We start from the raw sequence: 23,150 nt of genomic DNA on the forward strand, positions 1-23,150 counted from the left end.
GCGGGAGTTGGGGCCGGGAGTGAGTGGTGCGTCGGCCGAGCTGGCGGCGATCGTGCGGCCGGCCGAGGGCCCCGGAGCCACGCCCACGCCCGCCCCTTCCTCCGCCACCGACACCGTGGACGGCAGCCACCTCGCCGCGTACGCCCTCGGTGCGGAGCAGAGGTTCGTGCTCGGCGTGGCGGCGCCCCGGCGCGAACCCGGCGACCACACCATCGCCTCCGTCGCCGCCGTACTCCTGTCCCTCCTCACCGGCGAGCACCAGAGCGGTACCGGCGCGGCCCGCTCCTCGGCTCTCGTACGACTGCTGCTGGGCGCCGCGCCCGAGGATGTGGCACCTCTCCTGGGCGGAAAGCGGTGGGTCGTGGTGCACGCGTGTCCGGACGGCCCCGCTGCTCCGGACGCCGTCGCCGCGTCCGCGCTGGGGACGGCGCTCGGCTCGGCGCTCGTCGACGTGGACGGGGGTGTCGTACGCGTCCTCGTCGCCGCCGACCGTGAACCGGACCCGCAGCCCGGCTGGACCTGCGGGGTCAGCTCGGCCGTCGGGCCGCGGGAGTGGGCGACCGCCGACACGCAGGCCGCCCGCGCACTGGCTCGTGCCCGGGCCACCCGTACGCCCCTGGTCCGCCACAGCGAGCGCCCCGGCCTGGCCGACCTGGTTCCGTCGGCCGAGGCCGAGGCGCACGCCCGTACGCTCCTCGCCCCGATCGCCACGAACCCGGCCCTCCCGGAGACCCTTCGCACCTGGCTCTCCCTGCACGGCAGTTGGGACCGCACGGCGGTCGCCCTGTCCGTGCACCGGAACACGGTGCGGCAGCGGGTCGCGCGGTGTGCCGCCCTGCTGGGCGTGGACCTCGACGATCCGGACGTACGGATGGAGCTGTGGTTCGCGCTGCGGCAGGAGCCAGGAGCGAGGGGCTAGCGCAGGGCCGAGCCGAACAGGGCGTCCGTGGCGGGCGCGGAGAGGTCCTGGGGGCCGAAGGCCGCGGCGGATCCGGTCGTGAGGCCGGTCGTGGTGCCGCGCAGGAGCCAGACGGCACCGTTGTCGCTGTTCTCCGCCGTGGAGGCGACGGCGAGGTCGCGGTGACCGTTGCCGTCGACGTCCAGGAGCGCGGTGGTGACGCCGAACGCGTCGTTCGTCTCGGCGACTCCGGGTATGCCGGCGGTGTTCTGGTGGAACACCTGCGTGCCGGTTCCCGTGACGCCGGAGGCGGAGCCCGGGACCAGGGCGAACGACCCGGCGTCGGTGAGGCCGCTGAAGTCCTCGCCGGAGATGCCGAGCGCGATGTCCGCGTAGCCGTCGCCCGTGACGTCGGCGACCGAGATCGCCGTGCCAACGTTGTCACCGGATTCCTGAGCGCCGTAGAAGCCGGGCAGACTCTGGTCGAAGGTCTGCTCGTCGGAGCCGGAAAGGCCGGAGGCCGAGCCGTACGCGATACGGACCCTGTCGCCGTATTCGTCGGCGCCGACCACCACGTCGTCGTAGCCGTCGCCGTTCACGTCGCCCACGGCGGTGCCCACCGCGGGGCCGACCAGGCCGTCGCCGGGCGCCGCACCGCGGGTGAAGCCCGAACCGCCGCCGTACAGGACGCGGTTGCCCCAGGTGCCGTCACCGGTGTAGTGCCACTGGACGATGTCGTCCTTGTCGTCTCCGTTGATGTCTCCGACCTGGCCGGAGACGATGGGCCCGGTGATCGAGTCAGGGCCGTCCTCGCAGCCGCCGTTGGTGACGCAGGAGGCGTCGTCCGCGTCGTAGCCCCACCATTGCGACTTGTCGAGGATGTTCAGGGTGGCGGCGGGCGTTCCGGAACGGGAGACCGGGCCCTTCCACAAGGTGGCCGGGGCCCCCTCGGGGTCGTCGCCGCCGAGGGCCTGCTCGGCGAACAGGGCGAGGTCCGTGGTGCCGTCCCCGTCGAAGTCGCCGGCCTGCGGGGCGTCCCCGTACCCGGCGATGTTCGTGCCGCCGGTGAGTCCGGAGGGGGAGCCCCACAGGATCACGGAGCCCGCCTTGCCGCCCGCGATCACGAGATCGCTGTAGCCGTCGTCGTCCAGGTCACCCTTGGTGACGTTGGATCCGAAGCGCTGGTCGGCGGTGGCGGAGCCGGGGACGCCGCTGGTGGAGCGGCTGATGAGCTTCTTGTCGGTGGCGGAGAGGCCGCTGGACGAGCCGTACGTGACGGCCACGTAGCCGGCCTTGGCCGCGCCGGACACCGTGGCGTTCGGCGCGCCGACGGCCAGGTCGGCGTAGCCGTCCCCGTTGAAGTCGTCCTGTACGTCCACGGATTCGGCCGCGGAGGCCGAGGTCCCGGTGAGGGTCCAGGTGCCGATCCCTCCGGCGAGCAGCGCCGCGGCGGCCACGGGAGCGGCCAGCCGGGCGGTGGGGGTTCTGCGTGCTCGGGACATGCAAGGTGCCTTTCGAGTCGGTCCGTTCGGCGCGTCGGAGTGCGCGCGTTCGTGGACTGAGACACCGGGCGGTACGTCATCGGTTGTACGACCGGACGACATTCGCTGTTCATTCGCAATCTTGGCCTGAAACCGAGCGTGGGGCATGAACTCCCCGTCGAACACGGGGAGTTCATGCCTCAGCGCCGTGCGCTACCAGATCGCCTCCACCCACTCCGGGTGGTCGATGAACGGGTTGCGGTTGTGCTGGTAGGAGTCGTAGATGATCTCGTTGCGGTTCTCCTCGAAGGCGCTCGGCGGGTCCTCGGCGTTCCACTGCTTCAGGACCGAGAGGCGGCCGTGGTACGGGGAACTGCCGTTGGAGACCGAGTCGTTGGGCTCCAGGTCGGCCCAGCTGTCGCCGCCTTCGTAGCGGACGGCCATGTAGAGGATCATGCGGGCGACGTCGCCCTTGACGGCGTCGCGGGGCTCGAAGGAGTTCGAGTCGGTGTAGTTGCCGGGCGCGCCGCTGACCGTGCTGCCGCCGTTGTCGAAGTCCTTGTTGCCGCGGATGCTGTTGATCTGCACGTCCTCGGGGCGCAGGTGGTGCAGGTCGGTGCCGGGGCCCGCCGAGGTGCCGAAGTCGCCGTGGGACTGGGCCCAGACGTGCTCGCGGTTCCAGTTGCCGGTGTTGCCGCCGTTGAGGGACTTGCTGCGGGAGGTGCCGCTGTAGAGCAGGATCACGTTGTTGCTGTTGTTCGGGTCCTGGTCCGTGGCCTTGAGGGCGTTCCAGACGGCGGAGTACGAGATCCTGGTCTGGTCGCTGATGATCGTGTGCAGCGAGTCCTTCAGGGCCGGGCCCGTCTTGCCGATCGCGCCCTCGTAGTACGTGTCGTCGTACGCGGTGGTGGTGGCCGCGGCGGGGGTCGCGACCGCGGTCGGCAGGGTGAGGCCGACGAGTACGGCGGCGGCGGTCAGCGCGAGCGGCTTCCAGCCGCGTATTCGACTGCCGGTCTGCCGATTGCCGGTCTGTCGACTGCCTGTCTGCGCAACGGACATGGGGGTGTCCCTTCCCGGAGACGGCACGCGGGGAACTCGGCGCCCGGCTCAAGGGGCCTGTGTTCTACGCGTGTTGACCACTTGGTCAATCGGGAGAGTGGCATGGGGGAGGGGTTCGCCGTGTAACTGGGACGAGGCGTTTGTGTGACGTTCTGGAATTGGAAGCAGTCTTTGGTCTTGGAGTGGCCAGGGCCTGCGTTCAGCGAGGGTTTTCCCCAAGTCGTGGAGGGTTTGCCCTAGTTGACGTCCGATGGGTCATCGTGCGGCGCTGAACGTTGGGGCCCCGCCGTTCAGAACTTCCGTGCGGGAAACGTGTGTGCAACTTTCGGCCATTCCAATGAGTCTGGAGAGGCGAGTGTGCCGGAGCGCGCTCGTGTCGCTTCAAGGGGATGGGAAGCCTCCATGACTCATCGGATATCCCGGCGTGCCCGAACCCGTGCCCGTACGCGTCTGCTGTGCGCGGGGCTCGGCGCCGGGGTGCTCGTGCCGTTCATGGCGGGCGCGGGGCCCGCTGCGGCGGCTGCGCCGCAGGTCAGTTGTACGTCCGCCAAGGCGGGCCTGGCCGCCAAGTTGCAGCGGGACATCACCACCGCCCTCGCGAGCCGCAACGGCACGATCGCCGTCGGTCTCTACGACCGTACGACCAGGACGACCTGCACACTGCGGTCGGGTACGGCGTACGACTCGGCCAGCGTCGTGAAGGTGACCGTGCTCGCCACGCTGCTGTGGGACGCGAAAAAGCACAACCGGTATCTCACGCAGCGCGAGACGGATCTCGCCACCGCCATGATCACCAGGTCGGACAACTCCGCGACCAGCACGCTGTGGAGACAGCTCGGCGTGGCCAAGGTGAAGGGCTTCCTCGCCGCCGCCGGGATGACCCAGACCAAGCCCGGCGCGAACGGCTACTGGGGACTCACCCAGATCACCGTCCGCGACGAGCAGAAGCTGCTCGCCCTCATCACCGCGAGGAACTCCGTCCTGACCGACAACTCCCGTGCGTACATACTGAAGTTGATGGGGAGGGTCATCTCCTCGCAGCGCTGGGGTACGCCGGCGGGGGCGCCCTCCTCGGTGTCCGTGCACGTCAAGAACGGCTGGCTGTCGCGGTCCACGCACGGCTGGCGCGTCCACAGCGTCGGTACGTTCAAGGGCGGCGGCCGCGACTACATGATCTCCGTCCTCACGCACGGCAACAGCACGATGAACTACGGCATCACCACGATCCAGGGCGTGGCCCGCGCGATCCACAAGGACCTCGTACCGACGACTGGCTGACTCGTACGGCTGTTACTGAGCGGGCGGCCAGGGGGAGAGCAGATCACGCAGCAACTCGGTGAAGGCACCGTCCAGGGCGTCCTCCCAGTGCTGGTCGCCGACTGCTTCGGGGCAGAGAGCGGCGGGGCGGGCGATCCAGAGAATCTTCCACGTCCTGGAGTTCAACGCGGTGTCGCCCCAGATCCCGCCGCGCGGGACGAGCGGATGGAGCAGATCGCTGATCCGTTCCATCGCGACCTGTACCAAGGGGCCCTCGATCGCTGTATGCGCCGCTGTCAGTGCCGTGGGGGAGGACCGGGCGACGGCGGCCGTGGTCGGGTGGCGGCGGACGATGCGCACCACATGGGTCAGGTGGTCGATGATCCCCGGAGTGGTGCCGTCGCTGGGGCAGGTGCGTTGTGCTGCCTCAAATGCGTGGGCGAGTTCGGCTGTGAGCGCGAGCTGGTGCAGTGTGGCGGCGGACTTCCAGTAGGCGTAGAGGAAGTTGCGTGACGTGCCACAGCTGCGGGCGATGGCGGCGAGGGACACGTCCAGGCCGTCAGTGCGCATCAGTGTGCGTACGGTGGCGATCACGTGTCCTGTGCTGTGCGGGTTGTGCTCGTACCTGAATCGCGGGGGCATGACCCCTATCGTGCAAAAAGCGTGAACACGCAAGGGGAGGATGTCCTTTGTGCACTCAAACGAGCGGTGTTTGAACGCGGCGGGGAGATGTGCTCACGCTTTCGCTGAGGGTACTGGTCCGCTGGGCCCCTCAGGCTGGGAACTTACCGCCCTTGACGGCCGTGACGAACGCCGACCAATCGCCCACCGAGACTGACGGCCCGCATGGCCGATGCCCTGCGCGACGTGCACCGCATCGTGGAGAGCAGGGGCGCCCGCCCCGTGCCGGGAGCCTGACCCGCCCCGCGCCGCCCAAGCGCAGACACCCCAAGGCGTCGAGGTTGCGGGCGGGGCGAAGTGCACAAGCGGAAGGGCTCATACGGGTAGTACGGATGATCTTCCGCTGGGTAGTGTGCCCCGTCGGTCCAAACAACTGTCCGCACGCTGCCGTGAAGGCTCTGCGCTCGACGGCCTGGCACCCACCACGCACCAAGACGTCGCTGCGGCGGGGACGGCGACGCCCGTGCCGCCGAGACCGCGGAGGCCAGAAAGTGAGTAGAGAGATGCAACCGACGTTCATACTGGTTCACGGAGCCTTCGCGAACTCCTTCTCCTTAGCACCGCTCCAGGCCGAACTCGGCCTCCTGGGACACCGTTCGGTCGCCGTCGACCTGCCGGGCCACGGCTTCGGGGCGACCTTCACCCGCGCCTATCAGGCGCCGCAGGATCTGGACGGGTTCGCCACCGCGCCCGGTTCGATCAAGGGCGTCACGCTCGCAGACAACGCCGCGTACCTGATCGGGATTCTGGAGCGGGCCAAGCGGAACGGCCCCGTGATCCTTGTCGCCCACAGCCGAGGCGGCGCCACGGCCACGGCCGCCGCCAACGCGCGGCCGGACCTGATCGACCGCATCGTCTATGTCGCGGCCTGGTGCCCGGTCGCTCTCGACGTCGGCGACTACTACGCCGAGCCGGAGATGGCCACGGTCGACGCCGCTTCCATGGTTTCGGCGATGGCGGGGAACCCAGCCGAACTCGGCCTGCTCCGCGTCAACTTCCGCACTGCGGATCCGGACGCCCTTGCGGCGCTCAAGGCGCTCTTCCTCGCCGACGGCACCGACGAGGAGTTCCTGACCTTCCTGAACACGTTCCAGCCCGATGAGAACCTGGACGTCGGCACCTCCGCCGACCGGGCGCAGGCCGCGACCTGGGGCCGCGTCCCGAAGACCTTCGTCCGCCTGGCCGACGACGCGAGCATGCCGCTCGCCATGCAGGACCGGCTGATCCGCGAGGGCAACGAGCTGACGCCGGACAACCCGTACGACGTCCGCACTCTCGAGGGCAGCCACCTGAAGTGGCTGGTCGACCCTGCGCCGGCGGCCCGAGTCCTGGGTGAACTTGCCACGCTCTAGGCGACATACCCCTCAGTGCGTCATGGCCGGTGCCTCGTCCTGGAGCCGGTCGGCGCTCCGGGGCGCCGGGTCTTGCTCCGGAGCCGCTGTCGAGATCGGCGGGATGTGGCGCAGCAGCGTCATCACCAGTGCCGCAGTCACCAGGGCGAAGCCCGCGCTCACCGTGGACGCCGTCTGCAGCCCCGACGTGAACGCCTCCCGGGCGAGAGCGGCCAGTTCCTTGCCGTTCGGCATGTGTTCGGCCGCCGCCAGGGCCGCGCCCAGCGTGTCCCGCGCCTCCGCCGGGGCGTCCGACGGGATGCCGCCGCGGTAGACCGCGACCGCGATGCTGCCGGTGACCGCGATGCCCAGGGCCAGCCCCAGGTCGTACGCCGTCTGGCCGGTCGCCGCCGCTGCGCCTGCCTTCTCGGGCGGGGCGGAGCCGACGGCAAGCACCGTACCGAGCACGCTGATCGGGGCCACGCCGAACATGATCACTGCGAGTGCGGTCGACGTCGGTACGACACCGGTCGAGACGGTCATCGCCGTGTAACCGGCCAGCGAGATCAGCAGGCCGCCGAAGATCACGTACGCCGGGCGGACGCGCCGCGCCAGTACCGGCGTCAGCTGCGAACCGGCCACCAGCCCCGCCGCGCCCGGCAGCAACCACAGCCCCGCCTCCAGCGGCGACTGTCCCGCCACCGCCTGGAGGTACTGCGGGACCAGGTACTCGACGCCGTTCAGCGCGGTCATGCCCAGCAGGAGGGTGAGCAGCGCGCCCGTGAAGGCGCGGTGCCGGAACAGGCGCAGGTCCAGGAACGGGGTTTCCAACCGGTTCTGACGGCGTATGAAGGCGGTTCCGAAGACCAGGCCGGCGGCGAACGCCACGGCGGCCGACGCGTTCGGGCCGTGCTCGGCCAGGGCCTTGATGCCGTACACCAGCGGCAGCACCGCCAGCAGGAAGAAGGCCACACTCGTCAGGTCCAGCCGCCCGGCCGCCGGATCGCGGTACTCGGGCAGCAGCATGGGGGCGACGGCCAGCACCGGCACCATGACCGGCACGCCGATCAGAAACGCCGAGCCCCACCACCAGCTGTCCAGCAGGACGCCGCCGACGATCGGCCCGACGGCCAGGCCCACGGACAGCGCGGTCACCCACATGGCGATCGCGGTGGCCCGCTGGCGCGGGTCGGCGAACATGTGGCTGATCAGCGAGAGCGTGGACGGCAGGACGGCTGCCCCCGTCACGCCGAGCAGTGCGCGGGCCGTGATCAGGGTCTCGGGGTTGGGGGCGTAGGCGGCGAGGAGTGAGGCCGCGACGAAACCCGCCGAGCCGGCCATCAGCAGCTTGCGACGGCCGATTCGGTCGCCGAGCGTGCCCATGATCACGAGCGTGCCGGCGGTCAGGAAGCCGTAGATGTCGGTGATCCACAGCAGCTCGGCACCGCTGGGCCGCAGATCGGCGGTCAGATACGGCGTGGCCAGCCACAGTACGCCGAGGTCGGCAGTCATCAGAGCTACGGGAAGCAGCAGTACGGCGAGGCCGAGCCATTGGCGGGCACCTGCCCGGGACGGGGTCTGAGAAGTCTGAGAAGTCATGGGGAGACAGTGCGGTGCGGCGCTTCGGGTCCGGCTCGGACGGTGTTGTGGTGGTGTTGCGATGGCGCCCGCCAGCCAACGGCCGCCCCCCTCGCAGCTCGCTGAACGGCTGCGCCTCCTCGCCGAGCAGGCGCATGACCAACGGCGCCCGCTTGTTCTGCGGTCATCCACCGCGCGGTGGTGCGCTTAGTGCACCACGCCGAGTGAGCGGGCGGTCTCTGCGGCCTCCCGCCGCGAGGCGACCCCCAACTTGCCGAGGATCGCGGCGACGTGGTGGTCCACGGTCCGCACGGAGAGCACTAGCCGCTGTGCGATCTGTGCGTTGGTCAGGCCTTCGGTGAGCAGGTCAAGCACATCTGCCTGACGGTGAGTCAGGCCCGCCGGGTGGGCGCGGGTCGTCGCCGTCGGGCCGCGCGGCACTCGCCGCAGCCCGAGATCGCGCAGCCGGTCGCGGACCAGGCCCGCGACCGCCGTGGTGCCCAGCCCGTCGAGGAGCCGCAATGCCTCCAGGGTCGGCTCGGGCTGCCCGGACTCGGCGAGTTCCAGGGCCTGTTCGTACGTCGCTCCCGTCGCCGCCCAGCCTTGGGCGGCCTTGCGCCAGTCGCCGCGCAGGCCGGCCGCGTACGGCTCGGGGCAGCCCTCGAACGGCTCGGCGGGCAGGCCGGCCCGTGCGGTGTGGCGGAGCAACTCGGCGCGGAAGGGCGCCTGGCCCGGCCGGCAGAGGTGAGGCAGCAGGGCATCGCGTACGGCGGCGGCGACGTCCGGGCGGCGCGCCAGCCAGGCCCACTCGGCGTAGGCGAGGCCCGCGTACGCCAGGCCGGGCAGGGACCGCTGGAGCTGCGCGCGGCGCCAGGCCTCGGCCAGCCACCCCTCCGCCCGGTCGTCGCCGCGGCGGGCCAGCAGCCGCGCGTAGGGCGGAACGCTGTAGACGTAGAGCATCCCCGGGTCGTCCCTGGCCTCCACCAGCACGCGCAGCCCGTCCTCGGCGTCACTCGTCCTGCCGTGGTGCATCAGGGACAGGCAGCGGTGGACCTCCAGGTTGTACGCGTGCGACCAGAAGCCGCGCTCCCGGGCGAAGGCCAGCCCTTCGTCGACGCACCGGTCCAGGGCCTCCAGGTCTCCGAAGCGGTACAGGAGTTCGGCGAGATTGGTGTAGGCGCGGGCGACGCCCTCGTGACAGCCCTCCCGCAGGGACACCTCCAGGCTCTCGCGGACGTCGTTCAGGGCATGAGCCGGGTCGCCCAGGTCCGCCCGCGCGACGCCGAGGTAGTTCAGGCACAGCGCGACCAGGCCGTTGTACCGGGACAGGGTGGCGAGGTGGCGCGCCCGGCGCAGTACGGGCATGGCCTGTTCGCTGTGGCCGGTGAGCGCGAGCAGTGCCCCCCGGTGGGCCAGCGCGTAGCTGAGGTACGGCGTGTTCCCGGTCGGTTCGAGCACCTGCACGGCCCGCGCCGCGGCCTCCTCCGCGGCGTCGGTCGCCCCGGTCATGTACTGGTGGCGGGAAAGCCCCACCAGGGCATCGCCCAGCGGCACGCACTCGCCGAGCGGCTCATAAAGCCGTACGGCCTCACCTCCGGCGGCCACCGCCTCGGCGAAACGGTGGGCGTTGTACAGCTCCCAGGCGTAGGCGTCCATCAGCCCGGCCCGCTCTGCGGTGGTGAACCGGCCGGGATGGCGCAGCGCCGCCTCGAAGTGCACGAGAGCCTGCCGGTGGGAGCCGGCCCTGGCCGCCTCATAGCCGGCCAGCGGCGCATACTCGACGACGGTGTCCGCGTCGTCGGCCTGCACCGCATGATGGACAAGACGGTCCAGGTCCGGCTCCTGCTGTGCGCGCAGGGCGTTCACCACGGCCCGGTTGAGGCTGCGGCGGCGCAGCGCGGGCAGGCCGCACTCGATGGCCCGGCGGGCGAGTTCGTGCCGGAACGCCAGCCCCTCGGCACGCACCTCGATGATGCCCCGCTCCTCCGCCTGGGGCAGGTCGTCGAGGTGCTCGCCGAGCAGGGCCTCCGCCAGCTCGAACCCGACGTGGGTGGGAACCACGGACAGCCGGCCCAGGGCGGTCCGGCAGCCGTCGTCGAGCAGCCGCACCCGGGCGAGCACCGCGTCCGCGACCGTGTCCGGCACCGCGCCCGGCGCGTCGGCGAGCACCTCGGTGACGTAGAAGGGGTTGCCGCCGGTCACCGCGTGCAGCGTGTCCGGATCACGTCCGGTACCGGTGGCGAGCGCGGTGACCGCGGCCGGGGACAGCGGGCGCAGCGCGAGTCGGCGCATCCGCGTCCGCGCGAGCGCACCCAGCAGCCGCTGCAGCGGATGGCCCGTGCTCACCGCGTCGTCCCGGAAGGTGAGCACGAGCACGGCAGGCAACCGGTCGATCCGGCCGGCCAGATACGTCAGCGCGTCCAGAGTCGCGTCGTCGGCCCAGTGGACGTCCTCGACCACCAGCACGGCCGGATCCGGCCCGGACAGCTCCTCCGGCAGCGCCGCCAGGACCGCCTCACCGGCGTCCTCCTCGGCGAGCGCCTTCTCCAGCGGCCCGCCGGTGCCGTGCACGGCGTCCCGCAGCGGCCCCAGAGTGCGCGGCGCCATCAGGTCGTCGCAGGCCCCCACAAGGACGCGCGTACCGTCACCTACCGCCTGGATGAACGCGCGCACCAGGCTTGTCTTACCGATACCGGCCTCCCCGACGACCAGCACCACCGAGCCGTGCCCCGCCACCGCGTCGTCGACGGCCGCCAGCAGCTCCCTCAGGTCCTTCTCCCGTTCCAGCAAATTCCCCCGCATGGGGAGAGCGTGGCACCACACGGCCCCGGCAGGAGCCCCCCGACCCGGATTTGCGCTGCCTATGGCATACACCGGTCCGACGGCCGACGTAGGCACAGACGGAGCCCCGACATGGGCAACGGTCACCGATGTCCGTGGCCGTGCAACACCCGTACAACAGAGATGAGTTCGGACAGGGCCGGAGATCCCGGTCCGACCGGCCGAGCGGGCCCCAGCGTCCACACGACCTTTCCGTATGCCACTCAAAGAATAGGGAGCATCAATGTCACCGAAGAATCTCGGTCCATTGCTCAAACGGAGCACCTTCACTCGCGGCATGTCCGCGGCGGCCATCGTTGCGGCGGCACTTTCAGTCAGCGCCATGACGACGGCTACGCCGGCATCTGCGGCCATCGGACCGGACGAGAATGTTGCCATCCTTCCCACCGATGATCAGAAGGTCAATGCCGCGCACAATGGTTCCGACAAGCCGGTGCGGCCCGCAGACAGCAAAAATGGTTTCAGCCTCGTCGAGACCTGGAGGCTGACCGAGGCTGAACCTGGCAGCTACTTTCTGATGAACCAGTACTTCGGGGAAGGGACCGTATACCTGAAGGGCGGCGGCAGTGTCGGGTCTGCCGCGACGGCTTCCAGCTTCAACATCAATGAAAGGAACGCCTACCGTTGGAAGATCGTGGGCGACCGATTCAGCGCGGAGTTGGTGAATGTTAAGTCCGGTCTTCGCCTGACATATCACAAGGCGGGCACTGGCTTCGACACCACGCGCTTCACGATGGACACCCAATTCAAGGCGGGACAGAAATTCAACCTGAAGCATCTCAGCTTCCCGTGAAACATGTCCTCCCTTCATCGTCCGTTCAGAATTTCCAAGTATTGGAGCATCATGTCTCTGAAGCATCTTCTCCAGGTTCCCGCTCGTTCCAGCGCAGCGGTGCTTACGGCGGGCGCAGCGGCGCTGTCCGGCGTTGCCCTTGCCGCACCGGCACAGGCGGCTCCTTTCTATGTGGAGATCTCCCCGCAGAGCGCTCCGGGGAAAGCGATCGCCGACAGCGTCTCCGGATCCGGATTCGGCAACGTAGTACTCAGGACCGACAGCACCGCGAATTCCCAGCGGTGGGAAATGAAGCAGGTCGCTAACCTGGGCGGCAGTAAGCTTGCCTTCAACTACATCAACAAAGAAGGCGGCTGCCTGGACGTGGCAAACAAGTCGAGGGTATCCGGCGTCAAGCTGGTCGTCGCGCAGTGCGACGGCTCTTTCTCCCAGCAGTGGATTCGTGACTTCAGTGTCAACACCACGTTCCTGGAGACTCAGAACCGGAACAGCGGCCTGTTCATGACCGCAGACAGCACCACGTCGGGCACGGAACTCAAGCAGCGGGTCGCCGTCGGCAGCTTCGGCCAATTCTGGTCGGTTTTCGGGGCCGACCCGCAGTGAGTACCCATGTGAAAAATGCAGAATCCCGGAACTCGAGGTTCCCGGCGCGTATGTGTGGTGCCCATAGCGACCTGAAGGAAGGGACACCAATTGACCGGCAAGGACCTGGAGTCGTCACGCTTTCCGCGGGCGGTCCGTTACCACCCGGACTGGATCCGATCCAGCGTCAGCGGTGGGGCCAACTCGCTGTGGCTGACCGAATGGCTCACCGAGGAGATGGACCTGCGCCCCGGAATGAGGATCCTGGACCTGGGCTGCGGCCGTGGCGCCTCGTCGGTCTTCCTGCACCATGAGTTCAACGTCCAGGTCTGGGCCACCGATCTGTGGTTCAGCGCCGACGAACGCCTGCAACGCGTCCGCGACGCCGACGCCGGTCACGCGGTGTTCCCCATCCACGCCGACGCTCGATCCCTGCCGTTCGCCGCGGGCTTCTTCGACGCCATCGTCAGCATCGACTCGTTCGTCTACTACGGCACCGACGACCTGTACCTCAACTATCTGGCCCGGTTCGTCAAACCCGGCGGCCAGATCGGCATCGTCGGCGCCGGACTGACACGCGAGATCGACGGACCGCCGCCCGCGCACCTGACGGCCTGGTGGGAGCCGAGTATGGCCTGTCTGCACTCGGCCACCTGGTGGCGCCGCCACTGGGAACGCAGCGGCATCGCCCACGTGGAGGTGGCCGACACCATGACCGACGGCTGGGAACACTGGCTGCGCTGGCAGCACACGGTCGCCCCCGACAACACCGTGGAGATCGACGCCTTGACCGCCGACCAGGGACGCTGCCTCGGCTACGTCCGCGCCATCGCCCGCCGGACCGACGCAACGCCCGACGAGCCCATCACGTCGGTTCCGGTGACGTACGCGAAGCACCCCGTGTACCGCACCTGAATGACGGCCTGGTGCCGGTCTGCCCCGTGCTCCACCCGATGACGACTGCGTACCGGGATCAGATGCCGAGGCCGGAGCCGCCGCTGGCGTCGATGTTCTGGCCGGTGACCCAGCGGCCGTCGGCTGAGGCGAGGAAGGCGACGACGTCGGCGACGTCGTCGGGCTGCCCGACCCGGTTGAAGACGGAGAACGCGGCGGCGTGTGCCTTGGCGTCGGGGTCCGCCATCCACGGGTGGATGTCGGTCTCGATCGTGCCGGGGGAGACGGCGTTGACGGTGATGCCGCGCGAGCCCAGCGTCTGGGCGAGCGTGAGGGTCAGCACCTCCACCGCGCCCTTGGCGGCGGCGTAGGACGTCATGCCGGGGAAGGCCACCTTGGTGACGCCGGAGGAGATGTTGATGACGCGGCCGCCGTCGCGCAGCCGGTCCAGGCCCTTCTGGATGATGAAGAAGGGCGCCTTGGCGTTGACCGCGAAGACCTTGTCGTAGTCGGCCTCGGAGACCTCGTGGATCAGGCCGGGGCCCGCGATGCCCGCGTTGTTCACCAGGATGTCGACGCCGTCGGCGTGCTCGTCGAACGCCTTCCACAGGGCGTCGGCGTCGCCGGGCACACCCAGTTCGGTACGGAAGGAGAAGGCGCTGCCACCCGCGGCCTCGATCGCGGTCACCGTCTCCTTCGCCGCCGTCTCGTCGGAGCCGTAGTGCACGGCGACCCGGGCGCCGTCCCCGGCCAGCCGCAGGGCGATGGCCCGGCCGATGCCGCGGCTGCCGCCGGTGACCAGTGCCGTTCTGCCGGTGAGTCGTCCCATGGTGCTTCTCCTTGTTCGTATGACGCCCTACGCGGTGCGTGGTGTCCTGCTGGCCGCGGTCCGAGTGCCGTTCGCTTCGGATGAGAGGACTGTGCGGCCCGGCGCTTCGGGTCCGGCTCGGATGGCGTTACGGCTCTGTTCGGCTCTGTTCGGGCTCCTTCCGGAAGCCCGGGTTACCGTGGGCGGCATGCGATTCGGGGTGTTGGGGGAAACCGCCGTGTGGACGGATGACGGGCAGCCCGTCCGCGTCCCCGAACTCAAGGTGCGTGCCCTGCTCGCCTCCCTGCTCGTCGACCCGGGCCGGCCCGTCGCCGCGCACCGGCTGATCGACGACCTGTGGGGCGACGAACCGCCCGGCAACCCGACACGGGCCCTCCAGGCGAAGGTCTCCCAGCTGAGGCGCGTCCTCGACGAGGCCGAGCCGGGCGGGCGCGAACTCGTCGTGTCCCGCGCGCCCGGCTACCAACTGGCCCTGACCGAAGGGTCGTTGGACGCCCACCGGTTCGCCGGGCTCGCCGCGCGGGCCAGGACGGCCCCGGACGCCCGTACAAAATCCCGGCTGCTGGGCGACGCGCTGGCGCTGTGGCGGGGTCCCGCGTTCGCCGACTTCGCGGAGGAGGCGTTCGCGCGGTCGGCCGTGAACCGGCTGGAGGAGGACCGGCTCGCCGTCGTGGAGGAGCATGCCGAGGCACGGCTCGACGCGGGCGAACACGCCGAGCTCGTCGGCGAGCTGGCCGGGCTCGTGGAGCGGCATCCGCTGCGCGAGCGGCTTCGTGCCGTACAGCTGCGCGCGCTGTACCGGGCCGGGCGGCAGAGCGAGGCACTTGCCGGGTACGAGGACCTGCGCGCCCGGCTCGCCGACGAACTCGGCCTCGATCCCAGCCCGGAACTCGTGGAGCTGCACGGGGCGCTGCTGCGGCAGGAGGCCGGCCCGGTGGCGCCGGACGCGCCCACTCCCCGTACCAACATCCTGGCGCCGATCAGCGTGCTCGTCGGCCGGGACGACGCCATCGCCGACGTACGCGAACTCCTCGCCGGGCGACGGCTCGTCACCCTCACCGGGCCCGGCGGCGTCGGCAAGACCCGGCTCGCCCTGGCCGTCGCCGAGCAGCTGAAGGGCACCTTTCCGGACGGCGAGTGGCTCGTCGAACTCGCCGGCGTCGGGGCCGGGAGCGGCAGCGGCAGCGGCGTCGGGAGCGACCTGGCCGAGGTCGTCGCCGCCGCGATGGGGCTGCGCGACGACGGGGTCTGGGGCGTACGGCCCGAGGGCGGCGTGACCCCGGGTGCCGCCGAGCGGCTCGCCGAAGTGCTGCGCGGCAAGCGGATGCTGCTCGTCCTCGACAACTGCGAGCACGTCGTGGACGAAGCCGCCGCACTGGTCGAACTGCTGCTGCGCACCGCGCCCGGGCTCGTCGTCCTGACGACGAGCCAGGAGGCGCTGGCGCTCGCCGGGGAGACCCTGTGGGCGGTGGAGCCACTGGCGCCGGAGGGCGCGGTCGAGCTGTTCGCGGTGCGGGCGTCGGCCGCCGCTCCCGGCTTCGTACTGGACGACGGCAACCGCGGTGCGGTGGAGTCGATCTGCCGTCGTCTTGACGGCATTCCGCTCGCTCTGGAGCTCGCCGCCACCCGGGTGCGGGCGCTCGGTGTGCACCGGCTGCTGGACCGGCTCGACGACCGGTTCCGGCTGCTGGGCGCAGGGCAGCGCGGCGTCCCCGCACGGCAGCAGACCCTGCGCGCGATGATCGACTGGAGCTGGGAGCTGCTCAGCGAGCCCGAGCGGATGGTGCTGCGACGCCTCGCCGTGCACGCCGAGGGCTGTACGCCGGAGGCCGCCGAGGAGGTGTGCGGGGGTGACGGGGTCGACGAGGCCGAGGTGCTGGATCTCCTGGTGCGGCTGGTCGACCGGTCGCTGGTCGTCGTCGCGGGCGACCGGTACCGGCTCCTCGAGTCGGTGGCGGCGTACTGCTTCGAGCGGCTGCGGGAGGCCGGTGAGCTCGCTGCGTTACGGGAACGGCACCTCGCGTACTACACAGGGCTCGCGGAGGCCGCCGAGCCGCGGCTGCGTGGGCATGGTCAGCGTGAGTGGCTGGCCCGGCTGGACGCCGAGGGCGCGAACCTGCGCTGGGCGCTGGACGGAGCGGTGGAGCGAGGGGACGCCGGGCACGCGCTGCGGCTCGTCGACGCCCTCGCCTGGTACTGGGTCCTGCGCGGGCGGCTCGGCGAGGCACGCCGCTCGGTGACGGCCGCCCTCGAACTGACGGCCTCGCCGGAGCTGACGGCTTCGCTCGAACTGGCCGACGGCGAAGCGGCGCTGCACGCACGCGTGCGTGTATGGCAGGTCGGCGTCACCATCCTGGGCGGTGACGGCGAGGCCCGGGCGGCGCGTACCGAGGCCTCGCTCAAGGAGTACGGGGAAGTGGGCGACGCCGCCGGGGTCGCGTGGGCGCGGTGGTTCCTGGCACACGCGCTGAGCGGCACGGGCAGTCTCTCCGAGGGCGAGGCGCTCACGGAGCAGGCGCTGGACGGGTTCCGGGAGTTCGGCGACCGGTGGGGCGAGGCGGCGGCACTCGCCGACCGGTCGGCGCAGCGGCTGCTGCGGGGCGACCTGGCGGGCGCGGAGGAGGACGCCGCGCGGAGCGTGGAACTGTTCGGCGCGGTCGGCGACGCCTGCGGGCAGCTGTGGTCGGTGTACCCGCGGGCGGCGGTCGCCGAGATCCACGGCGACTACGCGCGCTCGGCCGGGCTGCAGCGGGACGCGCTGGAGACGGTACGGGAGTTCGGGCTCTCCACACAGGCCGCCGACCTGCTGTCGGGGCTCGGCCGGACCGCGCTGCTGACCGGCGACTTCGACGCGGCCAGGGAGTACCACGAGCGGGCCCGGCGCACCGCGGCCGAACTCGGCTTCCGCGCGGGCGAGATCAACGCCGAACTCGGTCTCGGGCTCGGTGCGCGGCGCGAGGGCCTGCTGGACGAGGCGGAGACGCATCTGCGGGCGGTGCTGGAGTGGCACCGGGACGTCGGTCTGGACGGCGCCAACGCGCTGATCCTCGCCGAACTCGGGTTCATCGCCGAACTGCGGGGTGATGCGGCGGGAGCGCGTTCGCTCCACGAAGAGGGATACGCGACGGCACGCTCGACGGGCGACCCGCGCGCGGTGGCCCTCGCCCTGGAGGGCCTGGCCGCCGCCTCCGCCCTCTCGGGCGCGGGAAAGCAGGCGGCCCTGCTGCTGGGCGCCGCGGCCGCCGTCCGCACCTCCACCGGCGCCCCCCTGCCTCCCGCGGAACGCGGCGACGTGGACCGCGCGACCGCACGGGCGCGGGAGGTGCTGGGGGAGGAGGCGGCCTTCGAGGCGGAGTTCAGGCGCGGCGAGGAACTGGGTGCGGACTGTGTCCACGTGGGTCTCAGTGGGTCTCAGTGGGGTTCGGCTGTGAGCAGGCAGCCGCCTTCCCCGCCCCGTAGGCATATGGGCCCTCCCGGTTAACCCCCACGCCCTACCGTGACGCCATGCGCCTGAGAACCGTACTCACCACCGTCACCGCCACCCTGGCGGCAACCACGAGCCTCGTCGTGGCCGGCCCGGCCAATGCCCACGCCCATGGCAGTGCCAATGCCAACTCCCGGCCGGATCACGCCTGTTCACCGACCGTCTCCCTCAGCAGCTTCTCCGACGCCCTCGACAAGACGACGTACAACGGCACCTACGTCGGCAACTTCTCCGCGCTCGCCGTGGACCGGGACGGAAAGCTCGCCGCGCTGTCCGACCGGTCCTCCCTCTTCACTCTGGATCCGAAGACGCTCGCGCCGCGTTCCGTCGTCGCGCTCGCGGACGAGGGTGGGGCGGCGCTCGACTCCGAGGGGCTCGCGGTCGAGCGGGACGGTACGCGGCTGGTGGCGTCCGAGGGGGAGCCGACGGTGCGCCGGTACGGGCGGGACGGCGCGATCCTGGGCCGCCTCCCCGTGCCGGACGACCTGCGCGTCGCCCCGGCCGGGCGTGCCGCGTCGAACCAGACCTTCGAGGCCCTGACCCTCTTCCCCGGCGGCCGCACCCTGCTGGCCGGCATGGAGGGCTCCCTGTCCGGTGACACCCCGGGCATCGTCCGCTTCCAGACGTGGCACCGCCACGGCTCGAAGGACTTCCGGCTCGCGGCCCAGTACGGCTACCGCACGGACACCGGCCTCGGCGTCGTCGAGACCGCCGCGACCCCCGACGGCCGCCTCCTCGTCCTGGAACGCGGCTTCACCTCGGGCGTCGGCAACACGGTCCGGCTCTACGCCGCCGACCTCCGCCGCGCCACGGACACGAGTGGCATCGAGACACTGACCGGCCAGAACGACGTACGGCTGATCAAGAAGACCCTCCTGGCCGACCTGGTGAACTGCCCCACCCTTGGCGCCACCGCCAAGCAGCCCCAGCCCAACCCCCTCCTCGACAACATCGAGGCCATGACCATCACCGGCCACCACCACGGCCGCCTCAGCGTCCTCCTGGCCAGTGACGACAACCAGAACGCCGTCCAGACCACCCGCTTCTACGCCCTGCGCGTACGCCTCTGACCATTTCCGCCTCTGACCATTGCGGAGGGATGAAATCCGGTTCCGATCGCGTTGGTGCCTTCCGGCGGACAAGGATCTATGGGAGGCACCGGCGTGGCAGCGCAAAAGGGGGAGACGAGCGGCTGGGCACGGCGGCTCGCCGGATACGCGTGGCGGTATCCGAAGGACGTCGTGCTCGCGCTCGGCTCCTCGCTGGCCGGCATGGCGGTCATGGCGCTGGTCCCGCTCATCACCAAGGTCATCATCGACGACGTCATCGGGGATCACAGCCGGGACATGGCCCCCTGGGCCGGCGCCCTCATCGGCGCCGCCCTCCTCGTGTACGTCCTCACGTACATCCGGCGCTACTACGGCGGCCGTCTCGCCCTCGACGTGCAGCACGACCTGCGGACCGCGATGTACGGGACGATCACCCGGCTCGACGGACGGCGGCAGGACGAGCTGTCCACCGGGCAGGTCGTCGGCCGGGCGACCAGTGACCTCCAGCTGATCCAGGGCCTGCTGTTCATGCTCCCGATGACCATCGGGAACATCCTGCTCTTCCTGATCTCCCTCGGGATCATGGCCTCGCTGTCGCTGCCGCTCACCCTCGTCGCGCTGGCCGTGGCCCCCGCCCTGTGGTTCATAGCCAAGCGCAGCCGCACCCGGCTGCACCCCGCCACCTGGTACGCGCAGGCGCAGGCCGCCGCCGTCGCGGGAGTCGTCGACGGCGCCGTCAGCGGCGTACGCGTGGTGAAGGGGTTCGGGCAGGAGGACCAGGAGACCGGGAAGCTGAGAGAGGTCGGACGGCGGCTCTTCGCGGGGCGGCTGCGGACCATCCGGCTCAACGCCAGGTACACCCCGGCACTGCAGTCCGTGCCGGCCCTCGGACAGGTCGCGATGCTGGCGTTCGGCGGCTGGCTCGCCGTACGCGGGCACATCACGCTCGGTACGTTCGTCGCCTTCTCCACCTACCTCGCCCAGCTCGTCGGACCGGTCCGCATGCTCGCCATGGTGCTCACCGTCGGGCAGCAGGCCCGTGCCGGTGCCGAGCGCGTCCTGGAGCTGATCGACACCGAGCCGTCGATCGAGAACGGCCGCAAGGCCCTTCCCGCCGACGCGCCCGCGACCGTCGAGTTCGACGACGTGTCCTTCGGGTACGAGGACGACCGGCCCGTGCTCGACGGGCTCAGCTTCGAGATCCGCCCCGGCGAGACCCTCGCCGTCGTCGGCTCCTCCGGGTCCGGCAAGTCGACCGTCTCCCTCCTCCTCCCGCGCTTCTACGACGTCACGCGCGGCGCCGTCCTCGTCGGCGGCCACGACGTGCGCGAGCTGACCCTCGAATCCCTGCGCGCCGCGATCGGGCTCGTCCCCGAGGACTCGTTCCTCTTCTCGGACACCGTGCGCGCCAACATCGCGTACGGCCGCCCCGACGCCACCCAGAAGGAGATCGAGACCGCCGCGCGCGCCGCGCAGGCGGACCGGTTCATCGCCGAGCTGCCCGAGGGATACGACACCAAGGTCGGCGAGCAGGGCCTGACCCTCTCCGGCGGGCAGCGCCAGCGCGTCGCCCTCGCCCGCGCGATCCTCACCGACCCGCGCCTGCTGGTCCTCGACGACGCGACCTCGGCCGTGGACGCCCGGGTGGAGCACGAGATCCACGAGGCCCTCAAGCACGTCATGGAGGGCCGCACCACCCTCCTCATCGCCCACCGCCGCTCGACGCTCAACCTCGCCGACCGCATCGCCGTACTCGACGGCGGACGCCTCGCCGACATCGGTACGCACGAGGAGCTCCAGGAGCGCTCGCCCCTGTACCGGCGGCTGCTCACCGACCCGGACGAGCTCGGCGGAGTCTCACCCGGCCACGCCCAGCCCGCCTGCCCGCTGGAGGACACCTCCGTACGCGACGAACTGGACGCCGAGTTCGACGCCGAGCGCGGGATCACGCCCCGGCTGTGGACCGGTGACCGGGAGCCCCGGGACGCGGCCATGGACGGCATGCCCGCGACACCCGAACTCCTCGCCCAGGTGGAGGCCCTGCCCCCGGCGACCGACGCGCCCGGCATCGACGAGGCGCGGGCGGTCACGCCGGAGGAGTCGTACGGGCTCAGGCGGCTTCTGAAAGGCTTCGGGCTGCCCCTCCTCGTCAGCCTCGGCCTTGTCGCGGTCGACGCCGGCATGGGGCTGCTCCTGCCCATCATGATCCGCAACGGCATCGACGACGGTGTCACCAAGCTCGCCGAGGGCGCGGTGTGGACAGCGGCCGTGCTCGCCCTGCTCACCGTGGTCGTCCAGTGGGTGGCGCAGACCGGCGAGATCCAGATGACCGGACGTACGGGCGAGCGGGTCCTGTACGCGCTCCGGCTGAAGATCTTCGCGCAGCTCCAGCGGCTGGGACTCGACTACTACGAGCGGGAGTTGACGGGTCGGATCATGACCCGGATGACGACGGACGTCGATGCCCTGTCGACGTTCCTCCAGACGGGGCTCGTCACTGCCTTCGTCTCGGTCGTCACCTTCTTCGGCATCATGGTCGCGCTGCTGTTGATCGACCTCCAGCTGGCGCTGGTCGTCTTCCTGACGCTGCCGCCGCTGATCGTCGGCACGTTCTTCTTCCGCCGGGCCAGCGTGAAGGCGTACGAACTCGCCCGTGAGCGCGTGTCCGTGGTGAACGCGGACCTTCAGGAGTCGGTCGCCGGGCTGCGGATCGTCCAGGCGTTCAGTGGCGAGCGCGTCGGCAGGAAGAGGTTCGCGGACGGCAGCGACAGCTATCGCAGGGCGCGCATCCGCGGACAGTGGCTGATCTCGGTGTACTTCCCCTTCGTCCAGTTCCTGTCGTCGGTCGCGTCGGCCGCGGTGATCATCGTGGGCGCGGGGCGGATCGACTCGGGGACGCTCACCACCGGCGCGCTGGTCGCGTACCTGCTCTACATCGATCTTTTCTTCGCCCCCGTGCAGCAGCTCTCCCAGGTCTTCGACGGCTACCAGCAGGCGAGCGTCTCGCTGGGCCGCGTCCAGGAACTCCTCCAGGAGCCGACGTCGACGAAGGCCGCCGACGAGCCGCTCGAGGTGCTGTCCCTGCGGGGCGAGATCGCCTTCGAGGATGTGGACTTCGCGTACAAGGGCGACGAAGAGGCACTGAGCGGTGTGAAGTTGCACATCCCCGCCGGGCAGACCGTCGCCTTCGTCGGAGAGACCGGCGCGGGCAAGTCGACGCTGGTCAAGCTGGTCGCCCGGTTCTACGACCCGACGGGCGGGCGGGTCACCGTCGACGGCAAGGACCTGCGTTCCCTCGACCTCACCTCCTACCGGCACCGCCTTGGGGTCGTCCCCCAGGAGGCGTACCTCTTCCAGGGCACCGTCCGGGACGCCATCGCGTACGGCCGCCCGGACGCCACCGACGCCGAGGTGGAGGCCGCCGCCCGCGCGGTCGGCGCCCACGACATGATCGCCACACTGGAGGGCGGCTACCTCCACGAGGTCGCCGAACGCGGCCGCAACCTCTCCGCCGGACAGCGCCAGCTGATCGCCCTCGCCCGCGCCGAACTCGTCGACCCCGACATCCTCCTCCTCGACGAGGCCACGGCAGCCCTTGACCTCGCCACCGAGGCCCAGGTCAACCAGGCCACGGACCGCATCGCGGGCCGCCGCACGACGCTCGTGGTCGCCCACCGCCTGACGACCGCGGCCCGCGCGGACCGGGTCGTGGTCATGGACCACGGGCGGGTCGCCGAGGACGGCACACACGACGAACTGCTCGAACGGGGCGGACGGTACGCGGAGTTGTGGCGGATGTTCGTGGGGCAGCCCGTCGCGGAGGTCGGCCCTTCGATCACTACTGCGCCGTGATCTCGGAGATCTTCCGGCTCTCCAGGTCCGAGCGCACCGTGAGATAGGTGTACGTCTTCTCCCCGCCGGTGCCCGCGCCCGAGTCCCAGGTCAGCCGGACCGTCGTGTACGTGTGCCCCATGCCGCTGTCGCCGGGCGTCACCTTCCAGGCGCTCGGCACATGCTGGGAGCGCAGGATGCCGTCCGCGTCGTGCTGTTTCTCCCAGTCGAGGAGGCGGGCGCGGAGGCCGGGAGTCAGATAGAACTTCCGGAGTTCGGAGGCGGCCGCATTGCTCCCCGGGTCGTTCGCGATGTCGATGTAGGCGCCGTAGAAGTGCGCGACACGGTCGTAGACGGCGCCGGGCCCGCCACTGCGGGACGGGGCGGGAGGCGGGCCTCCGGGGGCGTCCGCGGCGCCCGGGGCATGGGCAAGAGCCGGGACCGAAGCGGCCGTTGTCAGCAAGAGCGTGGCTGCGACGAGTACTCGGCCGATCGTTCGTGAGCGGTTCATGGCGGACTGCCTTTCACTTCTGGCCTGTTGAGCTACGGGTAGCAGGCGAGG

16 protein-coding genes are annotated in these 23,150 nt (G+C 70.7%); 9 read left to right on the top strand and 7 right to left on the bottom strand.

The genetic code is table 11. The features are described from left to right. Positions 1-919: helix-turn-helix domain-containing protein (locus tag G5C60_RS27065; protein ID WP_165263538.1), on the top strand; the 919-nt coding region annotated here is incomplete at its 5' end. Here the strand turns inward: G5C60_RS27065 and G5C60_RS27070 are convergent. Both G5C60_RS27070 and G5C60_RS27075 read right to left on the bottom strand, forming a co-directional pair. Then, positions 916-2,400 carry an FG-GAP-like repeat-containing protein gene (locus G5C60_RS27070; RefSeq protein WP_165263539.1) on the bottom strand — a complete coding sequence of 495 codons (1,485 nt, stop codon included), beginning with the start codon at positions 2,398-2,400 and terminating at the stop codon, positions 916-918. The two genes, G5C60_RS27065 and G5C60_RS27070, sit on opposite strands and share 4 nt — an antisense overlap. Positions 2,401-2,592: 192 nt before the next feature. Further along, positions 2,593-3,438 (bottom strand): endonuclease I family protein, encoded by an 846-nt coding sequence (locus G5C60_RS27075; protein ID WP_165263540.1) that lies wholly within the window; start codon positions 3,436-3,438, stop codon positions 2,593-2,595. Between the two features lie 402 nt (positions 3,439-3,840). Here G5C60_RS27075 and G5C60_RS27080 point away from each other — a divergent pair, with 402 nt between their 5' ends. Next, on the top strand, positions 3,841-4,716 hold the full coding sequence (locus G5C60_RS27080; protein ID WP_165263541.1) for a serine hydrolase: 876 nt from the start codon (positions 3,841-3,843) through the stop codon (positions 4,714-4,716). 12 nt (positions 4,717-4,728) lie between these two features. Here the strand turns inward: G5C60_RS27080 and G5C60_RS27085 are convergent, their stop codons facing one another. After that, positions 4,729-5,337 carry a TetR/AcrR family transcriptional regulator gene (locus G5C60_RS27085; protein WP_165263542.1) on the bottom strand — a complete coding sequence of 203 codons (609 nt, stop codon included), beginning with the start codon at positions 5,335-5,337 and terminating at the stop codon, positions 4,729-4,731. 542 nt (positions 5,338-5,879) lie between these two features. Here G5C60_RS27085 and G5C60_RS27090 point away from each other — a divergent pair. Next, the gene (locus G5C60_RS27090) at positions 5,880-6,728 is read left to right on the top strand and encodes an alpha/beta hydrolase (protein ID WP_206440061.1); all 849 of its coding nucleotides are present in this window, start codon (positions 5,880-5,882) and stop codon (positions 6,726-6,728) included. Between the two features lie 12 nt (positions 6,729-6,740). Here G5C60_RS27090 and G5C60_RS27095 read toward each other — a convergent pair whose 3' ends face one another. Together G5C60_RS27095 and G5C60_RS53260 are read right to left on the bottom strand one after the other, a co-directional pair. Further along, the gene (locus G5C60_RS27095) at positions 6,741-8,306 is read right to left on the bottom strand and encodes an MFS transporter (RefSeq protein WP_165263544.1); all 1,566 of its coding nucleotides are present in this window, start codon (positions 8,304-8,306) and stop codon (positions 6,741-6,743) included. 186 nt (positions 8,307-8,492) lie between these two features. Further along, entirely contained in the window at positions 8,493-11,087 is a 2,595-nt protein-coding gene (locus G5C60_RS53260) for an ATP-binding protein (protein WP_165263545.1), read from the bottom strand. Positions 11,088-11,349: 262 nt separating this feature from the next. Between G5C60_RS53260 and G5C60_RS27105 the strand changes: the two genes are divergently transcribed. From G5C60_RS27105 to G5C60_RS27115, 3 genes are all read left to right on the top strand, one after another. Beyond that, on the top strand, positions 11,350-11,919 hold the full coding sequence (locus tag G5C60_RS27105; RefSeq protein ID WP_165263546.1) for a hypothetical protein: 570 nt from the start codon (positions 11,350-11,352) through the stop codon (positions 11,917-11,919). Between the two features lie 51 nt (positions 11,920-11,970). Next, positions 11,971-12,522 (top strand): RICIN domain-containing protein, encoded by a 552-nt coding sequence (locus G5C60_RS27110; RefSeq protein ID WP_165263547.1) that lies wholly within the window; start codon positions 11,971-11,973, stop codon positions 12,520-12,522. A gap of 90 nt (positions 12,523-12,612) precedes the next feature. Further along, the gene (locus tag G5C60_RS27115; protein ID WP_165263548.1) at positions 12,613-13,416 is read left to right on the top strand and encodes an SAM-dependent methyltransferase; all 804 of its coding nucleotides are present in this window, start codon (positions 12,613-12,615) and stop codon (positions 13,414-13,416) included. A 58-nt stretch (positions 13,417-13,474) separates the two neighbouring features. On the opposite strand, the gene G5C60_RS27120 is transcribed toward G5C60_RS27115, so the two are convergent. Beyond that, positions 13,475-14,224 (bottom strand): SDR family oxidoreductase, encoded by a 750-nt coding sequence (locus G5C60_RS27120; RefSeq protein ID WP_165263549.1) that lies wholly within the window; start codon positions 14,222-14,224, stop codon positions 13,475-13,477. A gap of 187 nt (positions 14,225-14,411) precedes the next feature. On the opposite strand from G5C60_RS27120, the gene G5C60_RS27125 reads away from it, so the two are divergent. The 3 genes from G5C60_RS27125 (at position 14,412) to G5C60_RS27135 (ending at position 22,609) form a co-directional block, all read left to right on the top strand. Then, positions 14,412-17,705, top strand: coding sequence for an AfsR/SARP family transcriptional regulator (locus tag G5C60_RS27125; RefSeq protein ID WP_165263550.1), 3,294 nt, complete (start codon positions 14,412-14,414; stop codon positions 17,703-17,705). Positions 17,706-17,728: 23 nt separating this feature from the next. Next, positions 17,729-18,778 carry an esterase-like activity of phytase family protein gene (locus tag G5C60_RS27130; RefSeq protein WP_165263551.1) on the top strand — a complete coding sequence of 350 codons (1,050 nt, stop codon included), beginning with the start codon at positions 17,729-17,731 and terminating at the stop codon, positions 18,776-18,778. A gap of 78 nt (positions 18,779-18,856) precedes the next feature. Next, complete coding sequence (locus tag G5C60_RS27135; RefSeq protein WP_206440062.1) at positions 18,857-22,609, top strand: ABC transporter ATP-binding protein; 3,753 nt, start codon at positions 18,857-18,859, stop codon at positions 22,607-22,609. On the opposite strand, the gene G5C60_RS27140 is transcribed toward G5C60_RS27135, so the two are convergent. After that, positions 22,596-23,099: a hypothetical protein gene (locus G5C60_RS27140; protein WP_165263553.1), complete on the bottom strand. Its 504-nt coding sequence runs from the start codon at positions 23,097-23,099 to the stop codon at positions 22,596-22,598. The two genes, G5C60_RS27135 and G5C60_RS27140, sit on opposite strands and share 14 nt — an antisense overlap. Between the last annotated feature and the right edge of the window lie 51 nt (positions 23,100-23,150).

It is taken from the genome of Streptomyces scabichelini, assembly GCF_011045015.1.
GTDB lineage: Bacteria > Actinomycetota > Actinomycetes > Streptomycetales > Streptomycetaceae > Streptomyces > Streptomyces scabichelini.